The following is a 20,725-nucleotide window of genomic DNA, read 5'->3' as shown; positions in this document are numbered from 1 at the left end:
CTTCTACTTATACATATCAATTACTTCAGTTTAAATACCGCACTCACTGGGTTATGATCGCTATTTTCAAACTTTAAATCTTTCCCTTGTACATTTACAATCTCTACATTCGGTGAAACGATAAAGCCATCAATAATAGTAACGAAATTTTCACCTTCTACATATTTCTTCACATCATCTCTCACAGTCATAACAGACGGATCTACAGCCCACTTAAAGCCACCGTCCGTAAAGTCCTTCGGTAACTCTACTAACCACTCAGGACGCTCTTTCACGAACTTCGGATCACTTAATTGAGCGTTCGAAACTAATTGATTCCAATCTCCACCCATTATTACGTAATCACCTTTTTCATAATGTTTGTTCATATATTCTTTTAAATACTCTACTTGCTGTTTTCTAATTTTCCCGCCTTCATCATAAGCAGACAAATGTAAATTTACGAGTCTAACATGTTTCCCATTATTAACAGGAATTTTATATTCCACAATTGCTCGATCTAAATCAAACAAACGCTTTGGCCAAGGCTCCATTCCAGGAAGCTGGAACCTCTTCGCTTCTTGAACAGTGTATTTAGAAAACGTACTTAATCCAGCCTCCGCATATCCCATTGGATTTGTTATTGGCACTGGAACCCATTTCGTATCGTAGTTCTTGCCAAATGACGAAACATAATCAGGTAATCCTTTTTTCAAAAATTCATGTCCATTTACATCAAATGAACGAAGTGACTTTATATCAACTTCTTGTAATAGTGCAAAATCACTATTCTCATTTTGTAAAAACGAAAGCATATTCTTTAAATTAGTTTCCGTTTGCTCTTTACTACTTGAACCAGATCCCTTTCCGCCATCCATAAAGAAATCTTGATCCTTATCTAATCCAGCATATCCAATATTAAATGTTGTAACTTTAAATTCATGTCCAGTCGCTAATACGCGCTCCTTATTATTCTCCACCTTCAAGGCTATAACATCAACAGGCTGTTCTTTAGTAAGTGTCATATACGCTAGAAATCCCCCTACAATGCCCGCTACCACTAAAACACATGTAAATACGATTTTTAAAAATTTCTTCAAATAAATGACTCCTTTTCACGCGAATTTATTTTTCTTTATTTTCAGTCAAATAAAACAAAACGACACACATAAGAAACATTTTATCATAATTAAAACCGTATATCATTATATTTAGTTGATAAGTAATCAATCCCATTTTAATTACTTAAAAAACCTTCAGACATCAAAAAAAAGAAAAGTTACACCTACCTCCTCACTGGAAATTAAACGGTATTTTTAGTACACTATATGTAATAATCATAGGCGATGGAGTTCGCCATAAACGCTGCTTAGCTAATGACTCCTACCAGTATATATACTGGTAGGAGTCTATTTTTTTGAGCAAGCTATTTAAAGAGGTGAGAAAATTGATTTATATTATCGTCGGCATTGCCGGTATATTAGGAGCTCTTTCTCGTTATTATTTAGGTCTTAATATCACCACATTTTGGCATCATTCATTTCCATTAGCAACATTACTCATTAACTTAACCGGTTGCTTCTTCTTAGCGTGGCTAACTACTTATATCGCTCGGCTAAACATCTTACCTTCAGAGATTATCACAGGCATCGGGACTGGATTCATCGGTTCCTTTACAACTTTTTCAACATTTAGTGTAGAAACTGTGCAATTGATCAATCATTCTGAGTGGAGTATAGCCTTCTTATATGTATCATGTAGCATACTTGGTGGCCTCATTATGTCTAGTCTTGGCTATACACTTGGAGATTTCTTAATTAAGAAATCTCTTACGGAAGGTGATTACTCATGATAGAGGCTTTATTAGTCGCAGCAGGAGGATTTTTCGGTGCGATTACACGATTTGCAATTAGCAATTGGTTTAAGAAAAGAAATAAAACACAATTCCCACTTGCTACATTCCTTATTAACATAACAGGGGCGTTTTTACTTGGATATATAATTGGAAACGGGGTCACTACAGGCTGGCAACTACTATTAGGTACTGGATTTATGGGGGCATTCACAACATTTTCGACGTTTAAACTAGAATCTGTTCAACTCCTCAATCGTAAAAACTTTAGCACATTCCTTTTATACTTAAGCGCTACTTACATAATTGGTATCGCCTTTGCATTCCTTGGAATAAAGCTAGGCGGAACATAAAAAAAGCGACTCTAACCAGTCGCTTTCTTTCATAAGAAGTATGTCCCGCCATATGGAATGGAAAATAAACCAGCTGGATGTACATCGTAATGTACAATTTGCATCGGAAGCTGTGAATACGGCATATACTGACTTTGCATCATTTGTGCAAAATATGCTTGTTGTTGCATTTGAATAGCTTGATTCACAGCATGAATAGTTCCCTGTGCCCCAGCCAAAGTAATAGCTGCTCCTACTTGTCTTCCATTATAAAAATGATGGTTCATCATGATTCATCTCACTTATTCTTTTTCTTCCATATGGTATGTTTCTATTTCATAGTGAGTGTTTTGTCCCTATCTATTGCCCTTTTTCAGCTTTGAAGTAATAAATCCAAATAATAATACACCAATACCACTAAGGAACAATACATAACTTATCGGTACTAGGAAAAAGAAAGGTTCTTCAAGGAATCCATCCGCTCCTACTTTACTGTTTGAAGCATGTATAGTTAAAGAAATAATTGCTAAAATCATGAAAGAAATAGCTACTATGTATTTATTTTTCATTTCAAATTCTCCTCTACTCGTGTAATTCTCCTTGGATCGTTAACATCATATTATCTAAAATGACATTAACAGTCAATAAGTATTTATCGTTTAACAATAAATACTTATTGACTAGACTAATAACAAAAAGGTTTGCAAAGCATCTTAAATCACTTTGCAAACCTTCTAAATTATAAAGTGAAACTTTAATCAGCTCTCACCAATTGGGCGTTTACGGGCAGCCCGACTCGCAAATAACGGAATAAATCTTTACGCTTCAAACCTCTTGCTTAATACAACATACATTGCGCAAAATAGCACAAATATCCCAGCATAAATTAACAAAATCCCTACACTAAACATATCCGACAATGGACCAAATATTATCATTCCTAAAGGAAGCGCACATGAATTCGCAATTTGTACAAGGCTAAACATCCGTCCGTGCATTGATGGTTCTACTTTCTCCTGCAATAACACAGTAACTGGTGTATTGAAGCACGGCATTGTTATACCAATTAAAAAGTTAAATACTAAATACATAATAAATACCGGAGCGATCCCTAGTCCAATCATAAGCAGTCCATATAATGCACAAGCTAGCGCTGTTGTATGCATACGATTACGAAAACCACCCCATGCCGCAATCAATATGCCACCAGCTGCCGCACCCGCACTAAAGGTCATCTCACTAGCAGTAAGTCTCCACATTTCAGCCCCGAAAGAACGAGTTACCATTAAAGGTGTTAAAAAAGCAGCTGGACTTATTAAAATCATGACGATAATCAATAAAACGATTAGCCTTTTAATAAATACATTTTCTTTTAAATAAGAGAACCCTTCTTTAATTCCTTGTAGATTAGATTTTTGCTTACTCTCTACATTCACATGTCCTTCCACCTGAATGACAAACATAATACTAATTCCAAACATAGCTGTAATAACATCAATAAAAAATGTTGTTTCAATGCTGGCAATAGAAAGAATCGCCGCACTTGCTGCTGGAGAAAGAAACATAATTAAAGATGTAATACTGCTATTTATTCCATTTACTTTCATCAGATACTCTTTCGGAACGATTTGCGGAATTAATGCATTCACAGCTGGCGTTTGTACTCCTGTTCCAGCTGAACGAATGAGTAACACAATAAAAAGTAACCAAATACTTTTATATCCTGTTAAAAATAAAATTGCTAAAACTAACGTCGCAATCGCTATAATCCCGTCCGATAACATAATCATCTTTTTGCGGTCATAACGATCAATCCAAACACCTGCAAACAAAGATATCGCAATTTGTGGTAGAAAACCGCAAACAGTTGAAATAGTCAACATCACTCCTGATGATGTTGTAAGGGTGATATACCATATAATCGCGTATTGCACGAGAGAGGAACCGAACAACGAAATAGTTTGAGCGGTCAAAAATAATATAATTTTCGTTTTCCAATTGTTTTCACTCATATGTTTCACACCCCATTAACTAATCCCGTCTCTATATGAAAAATGCTATCTGCCCAATCAAGATAAAAACTCGCTTCGTGAGATACGAGTATAATGCTGCCCTTAAACTTAATTAGCGCCTTTTGTAAAGCTTCCTTCGCTTCTGCATCTAAATGATTTGTCGGCTCATCTAAAATTAAGAAGTTACAAGGTGATAGTAATAATCCACACAGTTTCACCTTCGATTGTTCACCACCACTTAACGTACGAATTTCTTGCGAAACGTGCGTATCCTTCACACCACACGCAGCTAAATGATGGCGTATTTCCTTCATATTCAGTTTAGGAAACTGTTCTGAAATAATTTGAAGCGGAGTTAAAGAATCATTGCTCCAATTTAAATCTTGCTCATAATATCCAATCTTTATTTGCTCTAAAAAGTGAAACTCTCCAGAAATACTAGCAATATTTCCAACGATTGTTTTTAATAAAGTAGATTTCCCTACTCCATTGAAACCTGTAATAACAAGTTTTTGCCCACCCATTACTGAAAAATCCAACTTTGGTAAGAGAGCGAAGTCATAACCAACTTCAAGGTTATTTACTTCAAGAACTGTCTGAACTGAAATGGGAAGTTCCTGAAAATGAATAGACGGTTTATGAGTAAAACTTGGTGGCGCAATTCTTTCCATACGCTGCAATTGTTTTCGACGACCTTGCGCTATTTTTGAATTCACCCCGGCAATATTTCTACGAATATACTCTTCCGTTTTTTCAATTTTCTTTTGCTGTGCATAATATTGGCGAATATAATCTTTTCGCAAATGCTCCTTTTGTCTTACAAAATCTAAGTATTTGCCATAATACTTCTTAACCGTTCCGAACTCTACATCACATATGCAAGAAGTTACTTTTTCCAAAAAATCAAAATCATGTGATACGACAATAAACGCTCCTTCAAACTTCATTAAATAATTAGCAAGCCACTCCACATGCTCCTTATCGAGAAAATTCGTCGGTTCATCTAGTAATAAAATATTAGGCTCTTCTAATAAGAGCTTCGCTAAAATTACCTTTGCACGCTGACCTCCGCTTAATTCACCAATAACACGATCCATCCCAATCACATCAATACCTAGACCAGCTGCCACCTTATTTATTACGCTGTCTACTGAATAAAAATCACGAGCCTCCAGCTGCTCTTGCATTTCAGCTGCTTTTAGTAGTTGATTCTCATCTCCAGTCATCGCACTTTCTTCATATAACTTGTTCATTCTCTTTTCCATTTCATACAAATCATAAAAGGCTCTCTTTAAATATTGTGAAATGGTATAACCCTCATCAATTTCAGCGTATTGATCAAGATGCCCAATTTGAATATTGGGTTGCCACTTTATGTCTCCCTTATCAGGAATAATTTCCCCCACTAATATTTTCATTAATGTGCTTTTTCCTGCACCATTCTGTCCAACAATTCCCATATGCTCCCCTTTATGCAAATCAAAAGAAGCATTTTCGTATAATACTTTATCTATAAAACTATGTGATAAACTTTCAACTTTAAGTAAACTCATTTTTATTCCTCTTTTCCTGAAATTAAAAAAAGCAGAGAGATAGCGTCATTCGACACTAGCCCTCTGCTTCGTGGTTTTTCCTATACTACTCCAATTTACAGTAAAGACTCATCGGAATAATATACACAAAGGGCCATAGACAAAGCATTGTCTATGGCCCCTTAATCTATTTTATACACCAGCTGAAAAACCATAACGAAATAAGCATAGATATACTATACTTTTTTCGAAAAGTTATTCAGCCGATGAATATAGGGGATTTAAACCCCTTGATTAAGCTCCGTACAACGCTTCACCGTATACATTTGTGCGGAGCAAAGTTTTCTAATGAGTTTTACAAATTTTATATAAAGCATATTCTGCACCTTCCTTAATACTTAAAAGGGATTTTAGCATACGGTTTTACGAAGCGTCAACATTACTTCTGAATCTTTCAACTACTTGTTTTCAAAATATTGCTTCTGAAACATACACATTCTTATCGCATTATGATAGTTACCATCAACGAAAAACTCATCGATAAGCTCACCTTCTACCATAAACCCAACTTTTTTATAAACATGTACTGCCTTTTCATTTTCCTTATCCACAACTAAATATATCTTATGCATATTTAGTACAGAAAAAGCGTAATCCATTGCTAAACGCGTCGCATCCACTGCATAACCATATCCTTGATAATTCGGATCAATAATAATTTGGAATTCTGTTCTACGATGAATATAATCAATTTCTACTAACTCAACTAATCCAACCATTTCATTGTCTTTCTCAACGATAAATCGGCGTTCGCTTTGATCATGTATATGTTTATCGTATAAGTCTTGCAGCTCCACAAATGCCTCATATGGCTCTTCAAACCAATACGACATAATGTGCGCATTATTATTCAGTTCGTGTACAAACTTTAAATCTTCTCGTTCTAATGGACGTAACTTCAATTCCTGATTCATTCCTATAACCTCCAAGTAAAAAAAACTCTTCACTTAATTTCTCAATTTTTTTCGATTTCAAACGCCCTAATTTCATTGTAAACTTTCAAGCAACTTGAAGGTCAAGATGTAAAAACTAATGTAAAAATATTATGCCGAAATTTATAACTAATTAATAAAGAATGTAGGTATTTACAGTAACTTAACGAAAAAAGAACAGTCTTTTTGCTTTCCAAAAAGCTCAGTAAGATAAAATAAAATTATAAATATATCATCGTTAAAAATTAAGAAAAGGAGCTGAATCTATGAGTATACAATATAGAAAATATGCGTTATCTGTAATCTCATTAGCCTTATTTACTCTTATTGGTTGTACTAATAATGAGCAAAAAAACGATAAAAACGAGACATATACTTTTGAGGCTTCCAAAAAACGTGGTGATATTATTGAGAAAAACGATGAAGTTTATAACATAGAGAAATTAGATACTTTCGTAAAAAACTATAATTCAAATAAAGACGATTCAGTTAGAATTACTAAATTTAATAACAAGAACGAGCCTATTATTATTGATTTAACTGTAAAAAAAGAAAAGGAATCTACCTCCGTCTATTATGATGTCGACTACACAAAAACAAATGAGAAACTTAATGAAAACCAAGAGATACAATATTCGAATACTACATGTCAAAAGATAAAGAAAGATATTGAAGACAACAAAGTAACTTATAAATTAGAATGTCCTGACACTATTCATTTGATTACAGCCCCAAAATCATAGGGTGGAAAATTCCACATAAAAAAGTAGTGCAAACTTACGTCTGCACTACTACTCTTTTCTCAAATCTCTCATATTCGATATGTATAAAGCAATAACTAAAACAAGAATTGCTCCCGCGTATAATAACGTCTCCATCGGTTCCTCATGAGACACAATAATCAACCGAATTAAAGCCGTAATTCCGATATAAATAAAATAACGTAACGGGAAATGATAATTCGATTTAAAATACTTAATAATTAATGCAATGAACTCGAAGTATAAGAAATAGACGATGATACTTTCAACCAATTTATAAGACGTATACTCTTTTGACGAAAAAATATACTGCACAAACGTGATCGTCTCATTCACTAAGAAAATCGATAACACAATGGATAATATAATTAAAGCTATATTTAATATCCATTGCAAAATACTAGCTATAACATGATCGATATTAAACGACTTCATTTTATCTTTAAACTCCCCTTCGTATAAGTACTTATTTATTATAGCAAAATTACGATTGGAAAGAAGTTAAATCATATATTCGTCCTTTGTTGTTGCCAGTATAGGCCAGATTTAGTGTGTGGAGAATTCTGTTTACAACCATACCTGACGAAACATGGAGAAACTCTTTCAAATTACCGTTCGTACATGTCGTACTAATGAGCAATGCATAATCTCGTATAGCACCCTCATGTGCCACTTTTGAAAAATCTTTACAACTTGTACAACGCCAACCCTTCTTAACTTTAACCATTGGAATAACTAAGCATTTCTCACATTGTACTCCATTTAGCAACTCCTCTTTTTCTATTTTATATTGCTCAAGTATATTTTGTTGAAGTGGAGAATGCTCCGCTATTATTTGATGAATGAGCCTATCTACATTATCTATAACTTTTTTCTTATATTTACTTTCAAACCACTTTATTTTATGAGGTAGATTTGCACTATGAATAATTGTATGAAGAAGATTGTCATCTGAAGATTTTATAATGGTACGAGGCGAGCTAATAACAACGAGGGACTCGATTGGAAGACTAGAAGAAAATCCATGTAAGCTTAACCATTTTTTAAGTTGTATTTCCTGCCTTTTTATTTGTAAAACAGGGTCTGGAAATCCCTCTGAATTTCCTTCTGTTATTCGGATAAGTTGATTAAACTTTGTATCAAATATTAATGTACCTGCTATATTTTTTATCTCAAGAAACAGAAGAAACTTTGTGGAAATGATAATAGTATCAATTTGAAAGTATTGATCATGATTAGATAAGCGAACATCATGTAAAACACTGTACTCTTTCTCACAAATAAAACTAAGTGGATAATCAATCGCTTGCTCCCCTTTATACCCCGCCATGTGTTTTGCCAAGTTTTCTCCAATTATATTTCGTTTCGGATGATGTACAGGTAACCTTCTAAGAAGCGCTTCTAACTGTCTTATATAAATCGGTATTTTTCTTTCTTTCACAATCACCTCAAACACCCCTTTACAAATATATCAACGATTTTTTCAATATATCTATCACAACTAGCAATATATCAACGATTTTTCCAATATATCTATCATAACTTACAATATATCAACGATTTTTCTAATATATCGATCGGTCGACAATATCCGACACTACCTCACTTCAATCACTCACAGCATATCCTAGAAAAACACCTTCAGCAAAAACTTAAAATCGCATTTCCTCATAAAAAAACCATAACCCGATCCTCCAGCAAAGTTATGGTTTTTATCCTACAACGCCACTCTACCTATAACTTTGCCATGAATTCCACAAAATCCATTTGTGCCTATACCAACTTTCACCTTTTTCACAATGAAACTATATACGTTAAAATCGTTTCATAACGCTATTACTTCCGCATACCTACACTTTATATAATAACGGTACAGTACAAACAACGTACTGTACAAATATATGTGGGGGGATTAACTATGAACGAAGCGTTACTATTAGTCGACATACAAAATGATTACTTTGAAGGTGGCAATATGGAATTACATCAACCTGAAAAAGCCGCACAAAAAGCGAAAGAAGTTTTGAAAACATTTCGTGAAAAACATAAAACAGTTATTCACGTACAACATATTGCGAACAATGAAGGAGCTACTTTCTTCTTATCCGATACAATAGGTGTTCAAATTTATGATGATGTACAACCAATTGCTAACGAAAGAGTCATTCAAAAACATCACCCTAACAGTTTTTTAAGAACAAATTTATTAGAAACATTACAGACAGAGAAAATAGACCGACTAGTCATTTGCGGTATGATGACTCATGTATGTATTGATGCAACAGTGCGCGCTGCCAGTGACTTCGGATTTCAATGTATTGTAATTGAAGATGCTTGTACAACAAAAGATTTAGAATTCCAAGGAAATCTAATCCCCGCAGTACACGCTCATCAATCGTTCATGAGTGCATTAGAGTTTGGTGATATTTATGCAACAGTCATGTCAGCAAACTGTTTTATAAACAAGAGCAAATAAAAAATTACAGTTCAAAAAAAAGAAAGGATAAATATCTTATTCTTTCTTTTTTTCCATTGTCTTAATGACCGTATTTATACGATAATCACCATAATATAAAACATCTGCAAGAGCCTCTTCTAATTGCTGATGCGAAGATGTGTGAAGAGTCATGACATAGCACCCATCGCCGCTTATACGATACATTTCAGTAATTACGTCCGTTTTTTCAAAAAAGTTTTGAATTTGATTATGATAGTGCGGTGCATGCAAAAATAGTGTAACAAAGGTCATAATAGATCCTTCTAGCTTAGCCCTGTTGATATTTATCGTATATTTTTGAATGACACCTGCCTCTTCTAATTTATGAATTCGTTTCCCGACAGCCTGACCAGTCAAATGTACTATCTCCCCAATTTCCTTCCAGTTCATTCTAGCGTTTTCTTGTAGTAATTGTATAATCTTAAAATCTGTTGAATCAAACATGGACATCCCCTTCCTATACGAAACGAATTCTATAAAATCTTCATTTCCCCTACAGTTTAGCTCGAAAATTTTGCAATACAATCGATTGGCTCCATTAGGAATTACATTATTGTTAACGACTTTCCTTCTTCATTACAATGTATTTGTTGGATTACTCGTAGGCACTACAACAAGCTAGCGATTTTTTATAAATATGAACATTTTTTAGGAATTAGTTTATCTTTTTTTAATGTTTTATTTAGAGGCAGTTTATAGTCGAGTATTAACATAAGAAACGTAGCAACTAAGTTTATATATGACGCACTGCTACTATAATCGCAAACCGTACTACTTAAAATTACAAAATAAGGAGACGATAAAACATGAACAAAAAAACAAAAGTACTATCATCCATACTGCTCGGATTCACATTAGCATTAACAGGGTGTGCTGGTACTAAAGCTGAAGAAAATCATGGGAAACAAAAACAAGAACAAGTTGCTAAAGAAACAAAACAGGAAAACAAATTAACTAAAGGGCAAAAAATGGCTAATATTCTTAGCGAGACGAATTGGCAAGGTACACGAGTGTATGACAAAGATAAGAATGACTTAACAAAAGAGAATGCAAACTTCATTGGTCTAGCAAAATATGATGCGAAGTCAGGCAGATATGAATTTTTCGATGCTAAAACAGGTGCAAGTCGTGGCGATAAAGGAACATTCTTTGTCACAAATGATGGGAAGAAGAGAATATTAATTTCAGAATCAATGAAGTATCAAGCTGTCGTTGACATGACAAAACTAAATAAAAATGTATTTACTTATAAACGAATGGGGAAAGACGCTAACGGTAAAGATGTAGAAGTTTTCGTTGAACATGTTCCATATAAAGAAAAAGAACTTTCTTTCACTGATCCTGACAAGCAGCTGAACACGACTACAGGAGATATTGTTAAAAACGTTGATGGAGATAAAATTTTAGGCGGTACCCTTTGGCACGGAACAAAGGTATTAGACGAAGCTGGTAACGATGTAACACAGTTTAATTCGAATTTTATAAGTCTAGCAAAATTTGATGAAAAATCTAATAAATATGAGTTCTTCAATAGCGAAACAGGTCAAAGCCGCGGTGATTATGGCTACTTCGATGTTGTACACGAAAATAAAATAAGAGCCCATGTTTCAATTGGAAATAACAAATACGGTGCTGCTCTTGAACTTACTGAACTAAATAAGAATAAATTTACGTATAAAAGAACTGGTAAAGACCAAGCTGGTAACGATATAACTATATTCGTTGAACATGAACCTTATAAAGGTGATATGAAACCACAATTTAGCTTTTAAAAACGTTTGATTAAAGAGCCTGTACTGAGTTACAGGATCTTTCTTATTAAGCAAGAGAACGAAAAGACGAAAAACATGTAGCTTTTCGTCTTCACAATATTCCCACCTTATAGTTGATGATTTACAAAACCTAAAAACATACCGATACAAAATAAAATTTGTGACTAAGTAAAAAGCGCCCTACTTATAGGGCGCTTTTTTTATACTTAATGACTAATACTAGCTGTTGGGTATAATGTTGTTCCTCCAATTGAAACTTTTATTTCATTTGTTAATGGAACGTTTTGTTCATTAATAATTGTTCTCCACCATTCCCATGCAAGACCTGTACATTCTCTTGCAACAATTTTTATATTTTTTGAGTTCGGTGGAAGTGGGATAACTGTAGAGTAATGAGCCGTTTTGTCTTTTCCGCTACCATCCCATGTTTTATGTGTTAGTACTTCGTTACCCTTTTGGTCAAATGTGAATTCATCCCAAGATACATCAAATTGAGCAACGTAAGCACCGTAATGATCAAGTGTCATTTTAGCACTTGAATATTCTGTAGTTGTCGTCTCAATATAATCTGTATTGTTATGAACAGCAGCAGTTGCATTATCTTTTAAGAAAGTACTTGTATATGAAATTGGGTATGCTGGATTTTTAAGACTTAATTCAGCATTATCTTTAATGATATTTCGGATTTCATTGAAATCTTTAGTAACAACCTTGTTATGCTCTTTCGCATCTCCGCCTAATACTACAGCAGTAAAGGTACTTTCTTCAAAAATATCTTTATACTGTCCACTTGCTTCAACGCTGTTATCCTTAAGTAAGGCTTTAAAAGCAGCTTGTACATCTTTACTCTTAGATGTTGTTTCTAATTTTACATAAATCGTTCTACCATAAGCTACATTTGAAACCATAACAGGTGGAGCCGAATTACTTACGCCTTTTCGAGTTAACTCATCAAAAGTAACACTATTATCAAAAAGGTCGGATGGATTGTTAGGTAGTTCAGCACTTACCGTATAAAATATTTGCTTATATGCGGCAACCATCACTTTTTTCTCTCCATTTGCAACCGCATTAAAATCAATGTTTAGACTGTTATCAAGATATTTAGCGTTAACATTAAGAGCACTTGCGATTTGTGATTTACTATAAACCATAGATTCCGTATACTGCATTCTTGCAGGTAACGTATGTGTTGTAGAATACTTTTCATTCCAAGTAGATACTAAATCGTCTACTGCTCCAGCTACATTACCATATGTCGGATTTTGGACAGTGATTGTATTTTCTTTTCTCATACCCGGTAAGTCTATACTAATATTCAGAGGCTTTCTCTTAGCCACTAATAAACTTGGTTGATTGTCTGCAAAAGCTTTATTTGCAAGTTGTACAGCTCCTGGGTACGTGCGATTCACTACAGAATCAATAATTGAAATATCGACTGGTGACGTTGTAAGTGATTTTTTCTCGCGTTCCACCACTACAAATTTACCATTTGAATTGATACTTTCTTTCGGAACAAAACTCTCTACTTTATCACCATTTATAGCTAAAACCTCTTGATTATTATATTTAAGATTTGCTATACCAGTATCAATGCCACTAGCATTTTTGGTTACATCAGTTGCATTACTTGCTTGTGTTTCTGCGAAGGAAATAGATGAATAATTAATAGTGCATAGACTGACTAATAAACATGCAAGGAACTTTCTTCTTTTAGTGTTTTTCTTAATATTCAGAAAAATCACCCCGTTCTTTTTTTAGTAAAATATGATAATGATTGATAAATGATAGCTAACTAATAAACTTACATAAATGCTTTTAAAAGTTCTTGAATTAACGGGATTACGCCACCTACAAATTTTAATACTGCCATTGCGATTTCCATATTATTTCCTCCTTTTTATTGCTACGAAAATGTAATTTATCTTTATGCCCTCATTATAGTGACCCCTTACACTTTTATCAATACACTCTGGTATGCAATATTACATATAAAAAAAACAAGCTGAATTCTTTTAAAAAGTTATACAGAAATATTTTTTCATTTGGTACATACTTGAAAAGGTGAAGCATTCTTTTGCATTTTATGAGTAGTCACATAAAAAAAGCTGCTGCCTATAAAATATAGACAGCAACATCAACTAGAGTAGCTTGCATAATCTACGCAAGCTACAGTATTTTTTACATTTTATAACTAATAAACAGCGATTGGCCCATAAGGACCATTAATAATCTCTATTTTCGTTTCAAAAATATCCGTCAAAAGTGTTGGATCCATAACTTCTTCTACTGTTCCGAAAGCAGCAATTTGTCCATCTTTCATAGCACAAATTTTATCAGAGTATTTAGCCGCAAAATTTATATCATGCATGACAGTCAAAATTGTTCGTCCAAATTCATTAGCTGCACGTCTCAAATGCTCCATCATTTGAACAGAGCGAGCAACATCAAGGTTGTTCAAAGGTTCGTCCAAAAGTACATATTCAGTCTCTTGGCACAATACCATCGCTACATATGCCCTTTGTCTTTGACCACCAGAAAGCTCATCTAAATATCTATTCTCTAAACTAGTTAAATCTAAGAAATCGATATATTTAGAAATGATAACCTCATCTTCTTTAGTCAATCTTCCCTTTGAATAAGGAAAGCGCCCAAATCCAACTAGTTGTCTAACAGTAAGTCTAGTTACAAAATGATTTTCTTGTCGCAATATAGTCAAAACTTTTGCTAAGTCTTTTGATTTGGATTCAGAAACATCCATATTTGCTACCTGAATTTGACCTTCATCCATATCTAAAAGTCTGCCAATCATCAAAAGTGTCGTTGACTTTCCAGCACCATTTGGTCCAATTAAAGAAGTAAAGCCTGCTTTTGGTATTTCAATATCCAAAGGTCCTATTTTTACCTTATCAGTATAGAACTTTTTAACATTATCAATTTTTATCATAAAGCCCTCTTCCTTAAAACTATAGTTAAGAATATAATTCCACCAAATAATTCAATAATAACTGAAACTACACCTTGAGCATGGAATACATGATACATTAAAAAGTATGCGCTCGTCATTATTAAAAATCCTATAGCAAAAGCCATCGGAAAAATATATCTATGATCATAAGTTGCCGCTGCCTGATAACTCAAAGTTGCCACTAAAAAGCCGTAGAAAGTAAGTGGCCCAATTAGAGCTGTTGAAATGGACATTAAAATAGCAACTAATACAAGCGTATAAATTACACTAGGTTGATATTTAACTCCAAAAGAAGTAGCAACATCCTTTCCTAGTGACAAAACATTTAAATTCTTAGAATGAGCAAAAATTAATACCGCTACAATTATAATCATAGGAATTACAATAGGAAAATATGCAGGATCTGCATGATTAACAGAACCAAATAATCTTGCTTGTAGAATATCAAATTCTGAAGGCGCAAGTAGTTTTCTCATGAAAGTTGAAACTGAATTTAGCCCGGTACCAATAATAATTCCAACTAAAAGCATAAGTTGTAAATTCCCGTATTTACCGGAAAGTAACCATCCATAAAGTATCAAACTCATGAAGACCATAACAACAACTTGAAATAAAAATGATCCAATTCCATTAAAATTTATTAATGCACTAGCACCAAAGAAGAATATTGTACTCGTTTGAATTGCTGAATAAAGTGATTCGAAACCTAAAAGCGATGGAGTAATAATTTTATTATTCGTAATAGATTGGAATGCAACTGTCGACAAGCTATGGCAAACTGCAGCGATAATCATTGCAACAATAGCTACTATCCTTCTCTTAACGACTGGGATAAAAGAAGGTGAATCTATCGGAACTGGATTGTTATAAACTAAAAGTCCATATGAAGAAAGAAGACCTAAAGCAATCAATGTTATCAGTAAAATCCAATAACGTCTTGCTTCCTTCTTAGACCGAAAAGCGCTAGCTGATCTACTTTCATTATGAAGGCTAGAATCGATTTCGACATTTTCTTTTTTTCTATATTCTAATGTGATCATCGTAGCCTCCTTGGTTTTCTTTGTCTCAATAAAATAGTAATAAACACGACTGCTCCCACTGTTGCAAGTATTAAAGAAACAGGTAATTCAAAAGGCTGTATAATTGTTCGAGAAATGATGTCACAGGCAGTTATTGACCCCATTCCGATCACACAAACCCAAGGTAAATTACTCCTAAGATCATCACCTCTAAACATTGAAACGATATTTGGCACAATTAATCCTAAGAAAGGTAAGTGTCCAATAACAGCTGCAACAATTCCAACTGCAACAGAGATAAGAGCAGTCCCAAAAAGAACAATCCTATTGTAATTGACTCCAAGACTTGTTGCGACATCTTCTCCTAATCCAGCTAAAGTCAATCTATTAGCATACATAAAAATAAGCAAAGTAATGATAACAATCAGCCATAAATATTCATATCTTCCCACCTGAATGTTAGCAAATGAACCTACAAACCAAGTTTCAATACTTTGCGTCTTTTGAAAAAGGAGTCCCAAAAAAGTAGACACTGCAGAAATTACTGCTCCAAGCATCAATCCAATAATCGGGACAATTAAAGACGAACGAAGCTTAACTCTTCTTAAAAATAGAAAGAAAATCATAGTTCCTATAAAAGAAAAAATGATTGCACCAGTCATTCTTTGAACTAAAGTCGGGGCAGGAAATAGTAAATACACAAAAAGCAGGCCTAAGCCTGACCATTCAATCGTCCCCGTTGTAGTAGGTTCAACAAAGCGATTCTGTGTAATGAGTTGCATTACGAGCCCTGCCATCGCCATTGCAGCTCCAGTAAGCATTAATGCAACTGTTCTCGGAACACGAGTGATGAAAAACATCTCCATTCCATCCTCTTGTCCACGTATATCATAAACTCCAGTAAACAGTGATATAATCCCTAAAATTATAACAACTATAACCGCTATTATAAAAGGTTTTGTCCATATTTTATTGTGATTATAAAACTGGGGTTGAGAAATATTCTCAACCCTAGAAATCATATTTTTTGACACTGTTTCGTACCCCTTTACACTACTTAGCTAAAGTTTTTGCAAGATTTCCAAATAACTCTACATAAGTCTGAATTGATTCATTTGTGTAAGTATCTTCTGGTGCATAAACAACTTGTTTTTTAGAAACAGCAGTTGTGTTTTGAAGAGCTGGTGATTTAGAAATAACATCCTTAGCAGGTGTTGACTTAGCTGCATCAGATGTTGCAGCATCACGATCTAATACGAAAAGCCAATCAGGATTTGTTTGTGCAATAGCTTCAACAGAAACGTCATCACCTTTATGACCTGCAGTAGAATTTGAAACTTCTAACGCTGGAGTCCAACCGAAAATGTCATACATTGGTCCCCAAACACGACCAGAGTGCGGCGCAGCAAAACCAATATTACCACCAGTAACGATAACACTCATAACTTTATCTTTTCCGTTATAAGCAGATTTTGCTTTTTCAATAGATTTATCAAAATCAGCTACTAATTGTTTAGCTTCTTTATCTTTATCAAAGATTTTTCCTAGAGTAGTTGTAGAATTTTTAAGTCCATCTACTAAATTTTTTCCAGGCGTAGTAGATTTCTCAGAAACATCAAAATTAAGATCAATAACAGCTGCATTTGGCACTAATTTTTTGATTTCTTCGTAATGGTCAGCAAATCTTTGACCAACGATTACAAGTTCAGGATTTGCCGCTGCAATAATTTCTAGATTTGGTTCACGGTGATTCCCAATATTTTGAACTTTTTCATCCTTTTTATATGCTGAATCAGCAGGCATGATATCCTTTGGAGCAGCCGCTAATTTAATTCCCCAATCAGATAAAGTTTCAAAAGTTCTGTTATCCAAAGCAACTACATTCTTTGGGTTTACAGGGACTTTAACAGTTCCATGAGCATCAGTGATTTCAACCGTTTTTGGCTTATCACTACTATTATCTTTATTAGCTTTTGACTCTTTAGTATCATTACTTGGATTTGAGCAAGCTACTAACATTAAAGTAAAAATTGCTAGAATACTCACTAATTTTAAAAGCATAGATTTTTTCATATGTATACTCCTTATAGTGTAATTTATTTCGAAAATGATGACATCCATAGATTGAATTAGAAAGTAACTTTTATTCAATTGAATCGCTATTGATAATCATTTTCATTTGAACATCCTGTTAATTAGTATAGTCTTTAATTCTGTGAAAATCTTGTGAATGGTGTGAATTCATAAAATCAGGCATAAAAAGTAATATGTGACGTCAGGCGTGTTGATTAGCTATGATTTCCTCTACAAAATACGCTCATTAATAGCTAATATTTTCATAATCCATTTTTTCACGTCTTTTAATACTTCTAAGAAACTATTTGATTATCATATTTAATAAAAAATGAGTAAAACCGAATGAAATAATTTTACTCATTTTTTATTATCTTATTTTTATCAGTCAATCATTGAATAGCCTCTGCCATGTATCGTTTGAATATATCTGTCTTTCTTCTCGCACTTTAACTTTTTTCTTACATACCCAATATATAAGTCTACTACATTTGGATTTACTACTACGTTATATCCCCATACTTGATTCAAAAGCATTTCACGGCTCAATATTGTGTTTTTATTCTTGATTAAAAATACAAGTAAATCGTACTCTCGCTTAGTAAGCGACAGGTTTTCGCCACCTTTTTTCACAATATTGCTAGATGCATCAACAAAGAGATCTTTAAACTGAAAAAAGTTTATCTCCTTTTGCTGGTTACAATCACTTCTCCTTAAAATTGCTTGAACTCTTGCTACTAATTCTTCTTTCACAAATGGTTTTCTGATATAATCATCTGCTCCTGCTTGTAACCCTGCTACGCAATCCTTGCTAGAAACATTGTCGGTCACAATAATGATCGGTGTCGTTTTAACTAATCGTATTTGTCTACAAATTTCTGGTCCGGATATACTTAATGAATCCCAATCCAATATGATAATATCCCAATCTTGTTCATATATTATATTTAAACCTTCGTTTTCATTGTGAAGTTTTAAAATGAAATAGCCTTCTTGCGTTAGACCGCTTACGATTTTCTTCGCTAAAGACCGTTCATTCTTAATTACTAAAACCTGCTTCACCGATGGTTCACCTCTACTTCAATATAACTTAGTTAGATAAAAAATTATCCCAAAAAATAATTTAAGATTTATAAATTTAAACCCCCTAAATAATCCATTAAAACAGTTTATTAGGAGAACTCTATATAATCTTACAATAGGTATGGATAAAAACACAAAACATATGAAGATTCGAATAAAGTGAAAAAATAATAAGAACTCAACAATTGGGCGTTTACTAGCAGCTATATTATCTACCTGCTTATCGTCAATAACCATTTCTTCATTTTCTATTTCAGGGATATCGTCCCATCAACTTCAGCATTCTATAAAACCACAAACAAAAAGAACCATAACCTCGCCAACCTGGCAAAGTTATGGTTCATATCATACATGTGACTTTACCTATAAGTTGGTCAGAAAACACTTATTTTTGCAGATGATTATCTAATTATTCAACAGGATTGGAAGCATAAATTGGCTGTGAGTTAATTATTAACCCATAAGCTGGCCATGAATCTCAAAAAACAGCAAATAAAATAACCATTAGCTGCATAGGATATTCAAAATTACTAGCTTATTCATTAGAATATTTATATGATACACCCATTACTTCTAATTTAATAATGTCTGCATTCTTTGCTGGGGCTTTACACAAATTCGGGAAGTGTTTATAAAGCGTTCTTTTGGAATACCCTAACTGTTTAGCTAGTACATTCATTGATACAGTGGAATCTAAGTGGTGAGCATATTTTTGGAGTATAGATAAAGCTGTATCATAATCAAATTTTATTTCTCTTTTTTTAGTATCTTTCGAATAAGCCCCTGCATTGAAAACTATTTGCTCTTTATTTACACTTATATCTTCGATATAAAAATTAACTGGTGAAATATTAAATAAGTGACATATTTCCAACACCCTAGACAGTGGAAGAATAAAACTCCCATTACACCAATCCCACAGAGTTGTCTTTGCTAAATTTAAGTTTCTTGCAAACTCCTGCATATTTCCCTCTGTATAAATATCAACAAGAGGATTTAAGTTTCTAATGAATTGTTGCTTACTCGCTAAAGTTTTGATTTGTTCTTTATGCTTTATAATTTGTTCTGCCATTAAAGTTGTTTTGTAATCAAAATCATTTCCGTCTGAATGTTTATTAGAATTTGTTGCTCTTCCAAGCCAATTGTTGCAATAAGGACAATATCCATTTTGACTTTTCCTGTGTAAAATCGGAATCCTTTTATGACATAAAAAACACTCAATTTCTAACTTACACTTATGCTTTGAACATGTATTAACCATTTCAAGGCTCCACAACAGAGGATTATAAATGGCATACCCAGTATTAAGTTGTTCTTCGTAGCATACTGAACACCATGATAGATAATGTTTTAATAAATAACGTAATGGTACTACTTCTTTTATAGATGCTAACGTCAATATATCTAATTGCTGTACCTTCGTTATTTTCTCTAAAGCATCTACCATATCTAGCGCATTGGTTCCAAAACCATTCATTGTCTTTGCACCATCATAAAATCTATTTCCACCTCTAGCTGTACTATGGGTAAGAAATTCTTTATTCAATATTGGAGCAATAACGTAAGAGATTAATAATGAGGGATAAACCTTATGTGCTTCTGATAGCCTAATCAAGTAACTTGTTAAAGACTCAATATACGGCCCCCTATGCTAATGGGTTTTAAACTATACAACTGACTCCTATGCGGATAGTTATTTTTCACTTTTAACACCACACTTTTTTATATCCTATTACAAATATGGACACTTATCTCTTTATGTAAACTAGTGCAATGATTGTTGGTTTGGAATAAAGTTTGATTGAAAGTAGGCTGCAAATGTTGAATTTATATTATAGAAGAAACCCACGCAT

The 20,725-nt window shown here is 33.6% G+C and carries 21 protein-coding genes and 1 riboswitch; of the genes, 5 read left to right on the top strand and 16 right to left on the bottom strand.

What is annotated here, in order from left to right; all coding sequences use genetic code 11:
• Nucleotides 1-20: 20 nt before the first annotated feature.
• Nucleotides 21-1,079 (bottom strand): endonuclease/exonuclease/phosphatase family protein, encoded by a 1,059-nt coding sequence (locus ACTFRH_RS20450; protein WP_000714053.1) that lies wholly within the window; start codon nt 1,077-1,079, stop codon nt 21-23.
• A 233-nt stretch (nt 1,080-1,312) separates the two neighbouring features.
• A riboswitch (Fluoride riboswitch) is annotated at nt 1,313-1,372 on the top strand.
• Nucleotides 1,373-1,426: 54 nt separating this feature from the next.
• On the opposite strand from ACTFRH_RS20450, the gene crcB (ACTFRH_RS20445) reads away from it, so the two are divergent.
• A complete protein-coding gene (crcB, locus tag ACTFRH_RS20445) occupies nt 1,427-1,831 on the top strand; it encodes a fluoride efflux transporter CrcB (RefSeq protein ID WP_000639317.1) in 405 nt (134 codons plus the stop codon).
• Complete coding sequence (crcB, locus tag ACTFRH_RS20440) at nt 1,828-2,184, top strand: fluoride efflux transporter CrcB (RefSeq protein WP_000568571.1); 357 nt, start codon at nt 1,828-1,830, stop codon at nt 2,182-2,184. Before crcB (ACTFRH_RS20445) ends, crcB (ACTFRH_RS20440) begins: the two co-directional genes overlap by 4 nt.
• A 29-nt stretch (nt 2,185-2,213) precedes the next feature.
• Here crcB (ACTFRH_RS20440) and ACTFRH_RS20435 read toward each other — a convergent pair whose 3' ends face one another.
• The 5 genes from ACTFRH_RS20435 to speG all read right to left on the bottom strand — a co-directional run bounded on the left by ACTFRH_RS20435 (nt 2,214) and on the right by speG (nt 6,681).
• Entirely contained in the window at nt 2,214-2,453 is a 240-nt protein-coding gene (locus ACTFRH_RS20435) for a DUF3947 family protein (RefSeq protein WP_000980932.1), read from the bottom strand.
• Between the two features lie 66 nt (nt 2,454-2,519).
• Nucleotides 2,520-2,732 (bottom strand): DUF3955 domain-containing protein, encoded by a 213-nt coding sequence (locus ACTFRH_RS20430; RefSeq protein WP_000792583.1) that lies wholly within the window; start codon nt 2,730-2,732, stop codon nt 2,520-2,522.
• 249 nt (nt 2,733-2,981) lie between these two features.
• Nucleotides 2,982-4,175 (bottom strand): MFS transporter, encoded by a 1,194-nt coding sequence (locus ACTFRH_RS20425; RefSeq protein WP_001293748.1) that lies wholly within the window; start codon nt 4,173-4,175, stop codon nt 2,982-2,984.
• A gap of 5 nt (nt 4,176-4,180) precedes the next feature.
• Entirely contained in the window at nt 4,181-5,728 is a 1,548-nt protein-coding gene (locus ACTFRH_RS20420) for an ABC-F family ATP-binding cassette domain-containing protein (protein WP_000054866.1), read from the bottom strand.
• A gap of 437 nt (nt 5,729-6,165) precedes the next feature.
• The gene (speG, locus tag ACTFRH_RS20415) at nt 6,166-6,681 is read right to left on the bottom strand and encodes a spermidine N1-acetyltransferase (RefSeq protein ID WP_001071092.1); all 516 of its coding nucleotides are present in this window, start codon (nt 6,679-6,681) and stop codon (nt 6,166-6,168) included.
• A gap of 284 nt (nt 6,682-6,965) precedes the next feature.
• Here speG and ACTFRH_RS20410 point away from each other — a divergent pair, with 284 nt between their 5' ends.
• Nucleotides 6,966-7,442, top strand: a complete 477-nt coding sequence (locus ACTFRH_RS20410) for a DUF4362 domain-containing protein (RefSeq protein WP_000027507.1) — start codon at nt 6,966-6,968, stop codon at nt 7,440-7,442.
• A 48-nt stretch (nt 7,443-7,490) separates the two neighbouring features.
• Here the strand turns inward: ACTFRH_RS20410 and psiE are convergent, their stop codons facing one another.
• On the bottom strand, nt 7,491-7,895 hold the full coding sequence (psiE, locus tag ACTFRH_RS20405; RefSeq protein WP_000834707.1) for a phosphate-starvation-inducible protein PsiE: 405 nt from the start codon (nt 7,893-7,895) through the stop codon (nt 7,491-7,493).
• Between the two features lie 49 nt (nt 7,896-7,944).
• The gene (locus tag ACTFRH_RS20400; RefSeq protein ID WP_080545954.1) at nt 7,945-8,901 is read right to left on the bottom strand and encodes a nuclease-related domain-containing protein; all 957 of its coding nucleotides are present in this window, start codon (nt 8,899-8,901) and stop codon (nt 7,945-7,947) included.
• A gap of 477 nt (nt 8,902-9,378) precedes the next feature.
• Here ACTFRH_RS20400 and ACTFRH_RS20395 point away from each other — a divergent pair, with 477 nt between their 5' ends.
• Nucleotides 9,379-9,936, top strand: coding sequence for a cysteine hydrolase family protein (locus ACTFRH_RS20395; protein WP_001001086.1), 558 nt, complete (start codon nt 9,379-9,381; stop codon nt 9,934-9,936).
• A gap of 36 nt (nt 9,937-9,972) precedes the next feature.
• Here the strand turns inward: ACTFRH_RS20395 and ACTFRH_RS20390 are convergent, their stop codons facing one another.
• Nucleotides 9,973-10,401: an Lrp/AsnC family transcriptional regulator gene (locus tag ACTFRH_RS20390; RefSeq protein WP_000460475.1), complete on the bottom strand. Its 429-nt coding sequence runs from the start codon at nt 10,399-10,401 to the stop codon at nt 9,973-9,975.
• A gap of 362 nt (nt 10,402-10,763) precedes the next feature.
• Between ACTFRH_RS20390 and ACTFRH_RS20385 the strand changes: the two genes are divergently transcribed.
• Nucleotides 10,764-11,729: a DUF4822 domain-containing protein gene (locus ACTFRH_RS20385; RefSeq protein WP_001036743.1), complete on the top strand. Its 966-nt coding sequence runs from the start codon at nt 10,764-10,766 to the stop codon at nt 11,727-11,729.
• A gap of 206 nt (nt 11,730-11,935) precedes the next feature.
• On the opposite strand, the gene alo is transcribed toward ACTFRH_RS20385, so the two are convergent.
• The 7 genes from alo to ACTFRH_RS20350 form a co-directional block, all read right to left on the bottom strand.
• Complete coding sequence (gene alo, locus ACTFRH_RS20380; RefSeq protein WP_000576722.1) at nt 11,936-13,474, bottom strand: anthrolysin O/cereolysin O family cholesterol-dependent cytolysin Alo; 1,539 nt, start codon at nt 13,472-13,474, stop codon at nt 11,936-11,938.
• Nucleotides 13,475-13,923: 449 nt separating this feature from the next.
• Nucleotides 13,924-14,676 (bottom strand): iron ABC transporter ATP-binding protein, encoded by a 753-nt coding sequence (locus tag ACTFRH_RS20375; protein ID WP_000590070.1) that lies wholly within the window; start codon nt 14,674-14,676, stop codon nt 13,924-13,926.
• Nucleotides 14,673-15,737 carry an iron chelate uptake ABC transporter family permease subunit gene (locus ACTFRH_RS20370; protein WP_000631241.1) on the bottom strand — a complete coding sequence of 355 codons (1,065 nt, stop codon included), beginning with the start codon at nt 15,735-15,737 and terminating at the stop codon, nt 14,673-14,675. Before ACTFRH_RS20370 ends, ACTFRH_RS20375 begins: the two co-directional genes overlap by 4 nt.
• On the bottom strand, nt 15,734-16,750 hold the full coding sequence (locus tag ACTFRH_RS20365) for an ABC transporter permease (protein WP_000042065.1): 1,017 nt from the start codon (nt 16,748-16,750) through the stop codon (nt 15,734-15,736). Before ACTFRH_RS20365 ends, ACTFRH_RS20370 begins: the two co-directional genes overlap by 4 nt.
• Before the next feature lie 19 nt (nt 16,751-16,769).
• Entirely contained in the window at nt 16,770-17,789 is a 1,020-nt protein-coding gene (locus ACTFRH_RS20360; RefSeq protein ID WP_000749442.1) for a siderophore ABC transporter substrate-binding protein, read from the bottom strand.
• 384 nt (nt 17,790-18,173) lie between these two features.
• Complete coding sequence (locus tag ACTFRH_RS20355) at nt 18,174-18,851, bottom strand: response regulator transcription factor (RefSeq protein WP_000815806.1); 678 nt, start codon at nt 18,849-18,851, stop codon at nt 18,174-18,176.
• A gap of 556 nt (nt 18,852-19,407) precedes the next feature.
• On the bottom strand, nt 19,408-20,487 hold the full coding sequence (locus ACTFRH_RS20350) for a TniQ family protein (RefSeq protein WP_003303222.1): 1,080 nt from the start codon (nt 20,485-20,487) through the stop codon (nt 19,408-19,410).
• Between the last annotated feature and the right edge of the window lie 238 nt (nt 20,488-20,725).

Origin of the sequence: Bacillus cereus group sp. MYBK216-1 (genome assembly GCF_051916495.1) — a bacterium.
In the GTDB taxonomy this organism is placed as follows: Bacteria; Bacillota; Bacilli; order Bacillales; family Bacillaceae_G; genus Bacillus_A; species Bacillus_A thuringiensis_K.
This window is presented reverse-complemented; position numbering and strand designations above follow the sequence as displayed.

What these genes read in the sequence shown, in the direction of transcription:
- crcB (WP_000568571.1), top strand. Translation starts at nt 1,828, where the DNA reads ATGATAGAGGCTTTATTAGTCGCAGCAGGAGGATTTTTCGGTGCGATT.
- ACTFRH_RS20435 (WP_000980932.1), bottom strand. Translation starts at nt 2,453, where the DNA reads ATGATGAACCATCATTTTTATAATGGAAGACAAGTAGGAGCAGCTATT.
- ACTFRH_RS20430 (WP_000792583.1), bottom strand. Translation starts at nt 2,732, where the DNA reads ATGAAAAATAAATACATAGTAGCTATTTCTTTCATGATTTTAGCAATT.
- ACTFRH_RS20425 (WP_001293748.1), bottom strand. Translation starts at nt 4,175, where the DNA reads ATGAGTGAAAACAATTGGAAAACGAAAATTATATTATTTTTGACCGCT.
- ACTFRH_RS20420 (WP_000054866.1), bottom strand. Translation starts at nt 5,728, where the DNA reads ATGAGTTTACTTAAAGTTGAAAGTTTATCACATAGTTTTATAGATAAA.
- speG (WP_001071092.1), bottom strand. Translation starts at nt 6,681, where the DNA reads ATGAATCAGGAATTGAAGTTACGTCCATTAGAACGAGAAGATTTAAAG.
- ACTFRH_RS20410 (WP_000027507.1), top strand. Translation starts at nt 6,966, where the DNA reads ATGAGTATACAATATAGAAAATATGCGTTATCTGTAATCTCATTAGCC.
- psiE (WP_000834707.1), bottom strand. Translation starts at nt 7,895, where the DNA reads ATGAAGTCGTTTAATATCGATCATGTTATAGCTAGTATTTTGCAATGG.
- ACTFRH_RS20395 (WP_001001086.1), top strand. Translation starts at nt 9,379, where the DNA reads ATGAACGAAGCGTTACTATTAGTCGACATACAAAATGATTACTTTGAA.
- ACTFRH_RS20390 (WP_000460475.1), bottom strand. Translation starts at nt 10,401, where the DNA reads ATGTTTGATTCAACAGATTTTAAGATTATACAATTACTACAAGAAAAC.
- ACTFRH_RS20385 (WP_001036743.1), top strand. Translation starts at nt 10,764, where the DNA reads ATGAACAAAAAAACAAAAGTACTATCATCCATACTGCTCGGATTCACA.
- ACTFRH_RS20375 (WP_000590070.1), bottom strand. Translation starts at nt 14,676, where the DNA reads ATGATAAAAATTGATAATGTTAAAAAGTTCTATACTGATAAGGTAAAA.
- ACTFRH_RS20370 (WP_000631241.1), bottom strand. Translation starts at nt 15,737, where the DNA reads ATGATCACATTAGAATATAGAAAAAAAGAAAATGTCGAAATCGATTCT.
- ACTFRH_RS20360 (WP_000749442.1), bottom strand. Translation starts at nt 17,789, where the DNA reads ATGAAAAAATCTATGCTTTTAAAATTAGTGAGTATTCTAGCAATTTTT.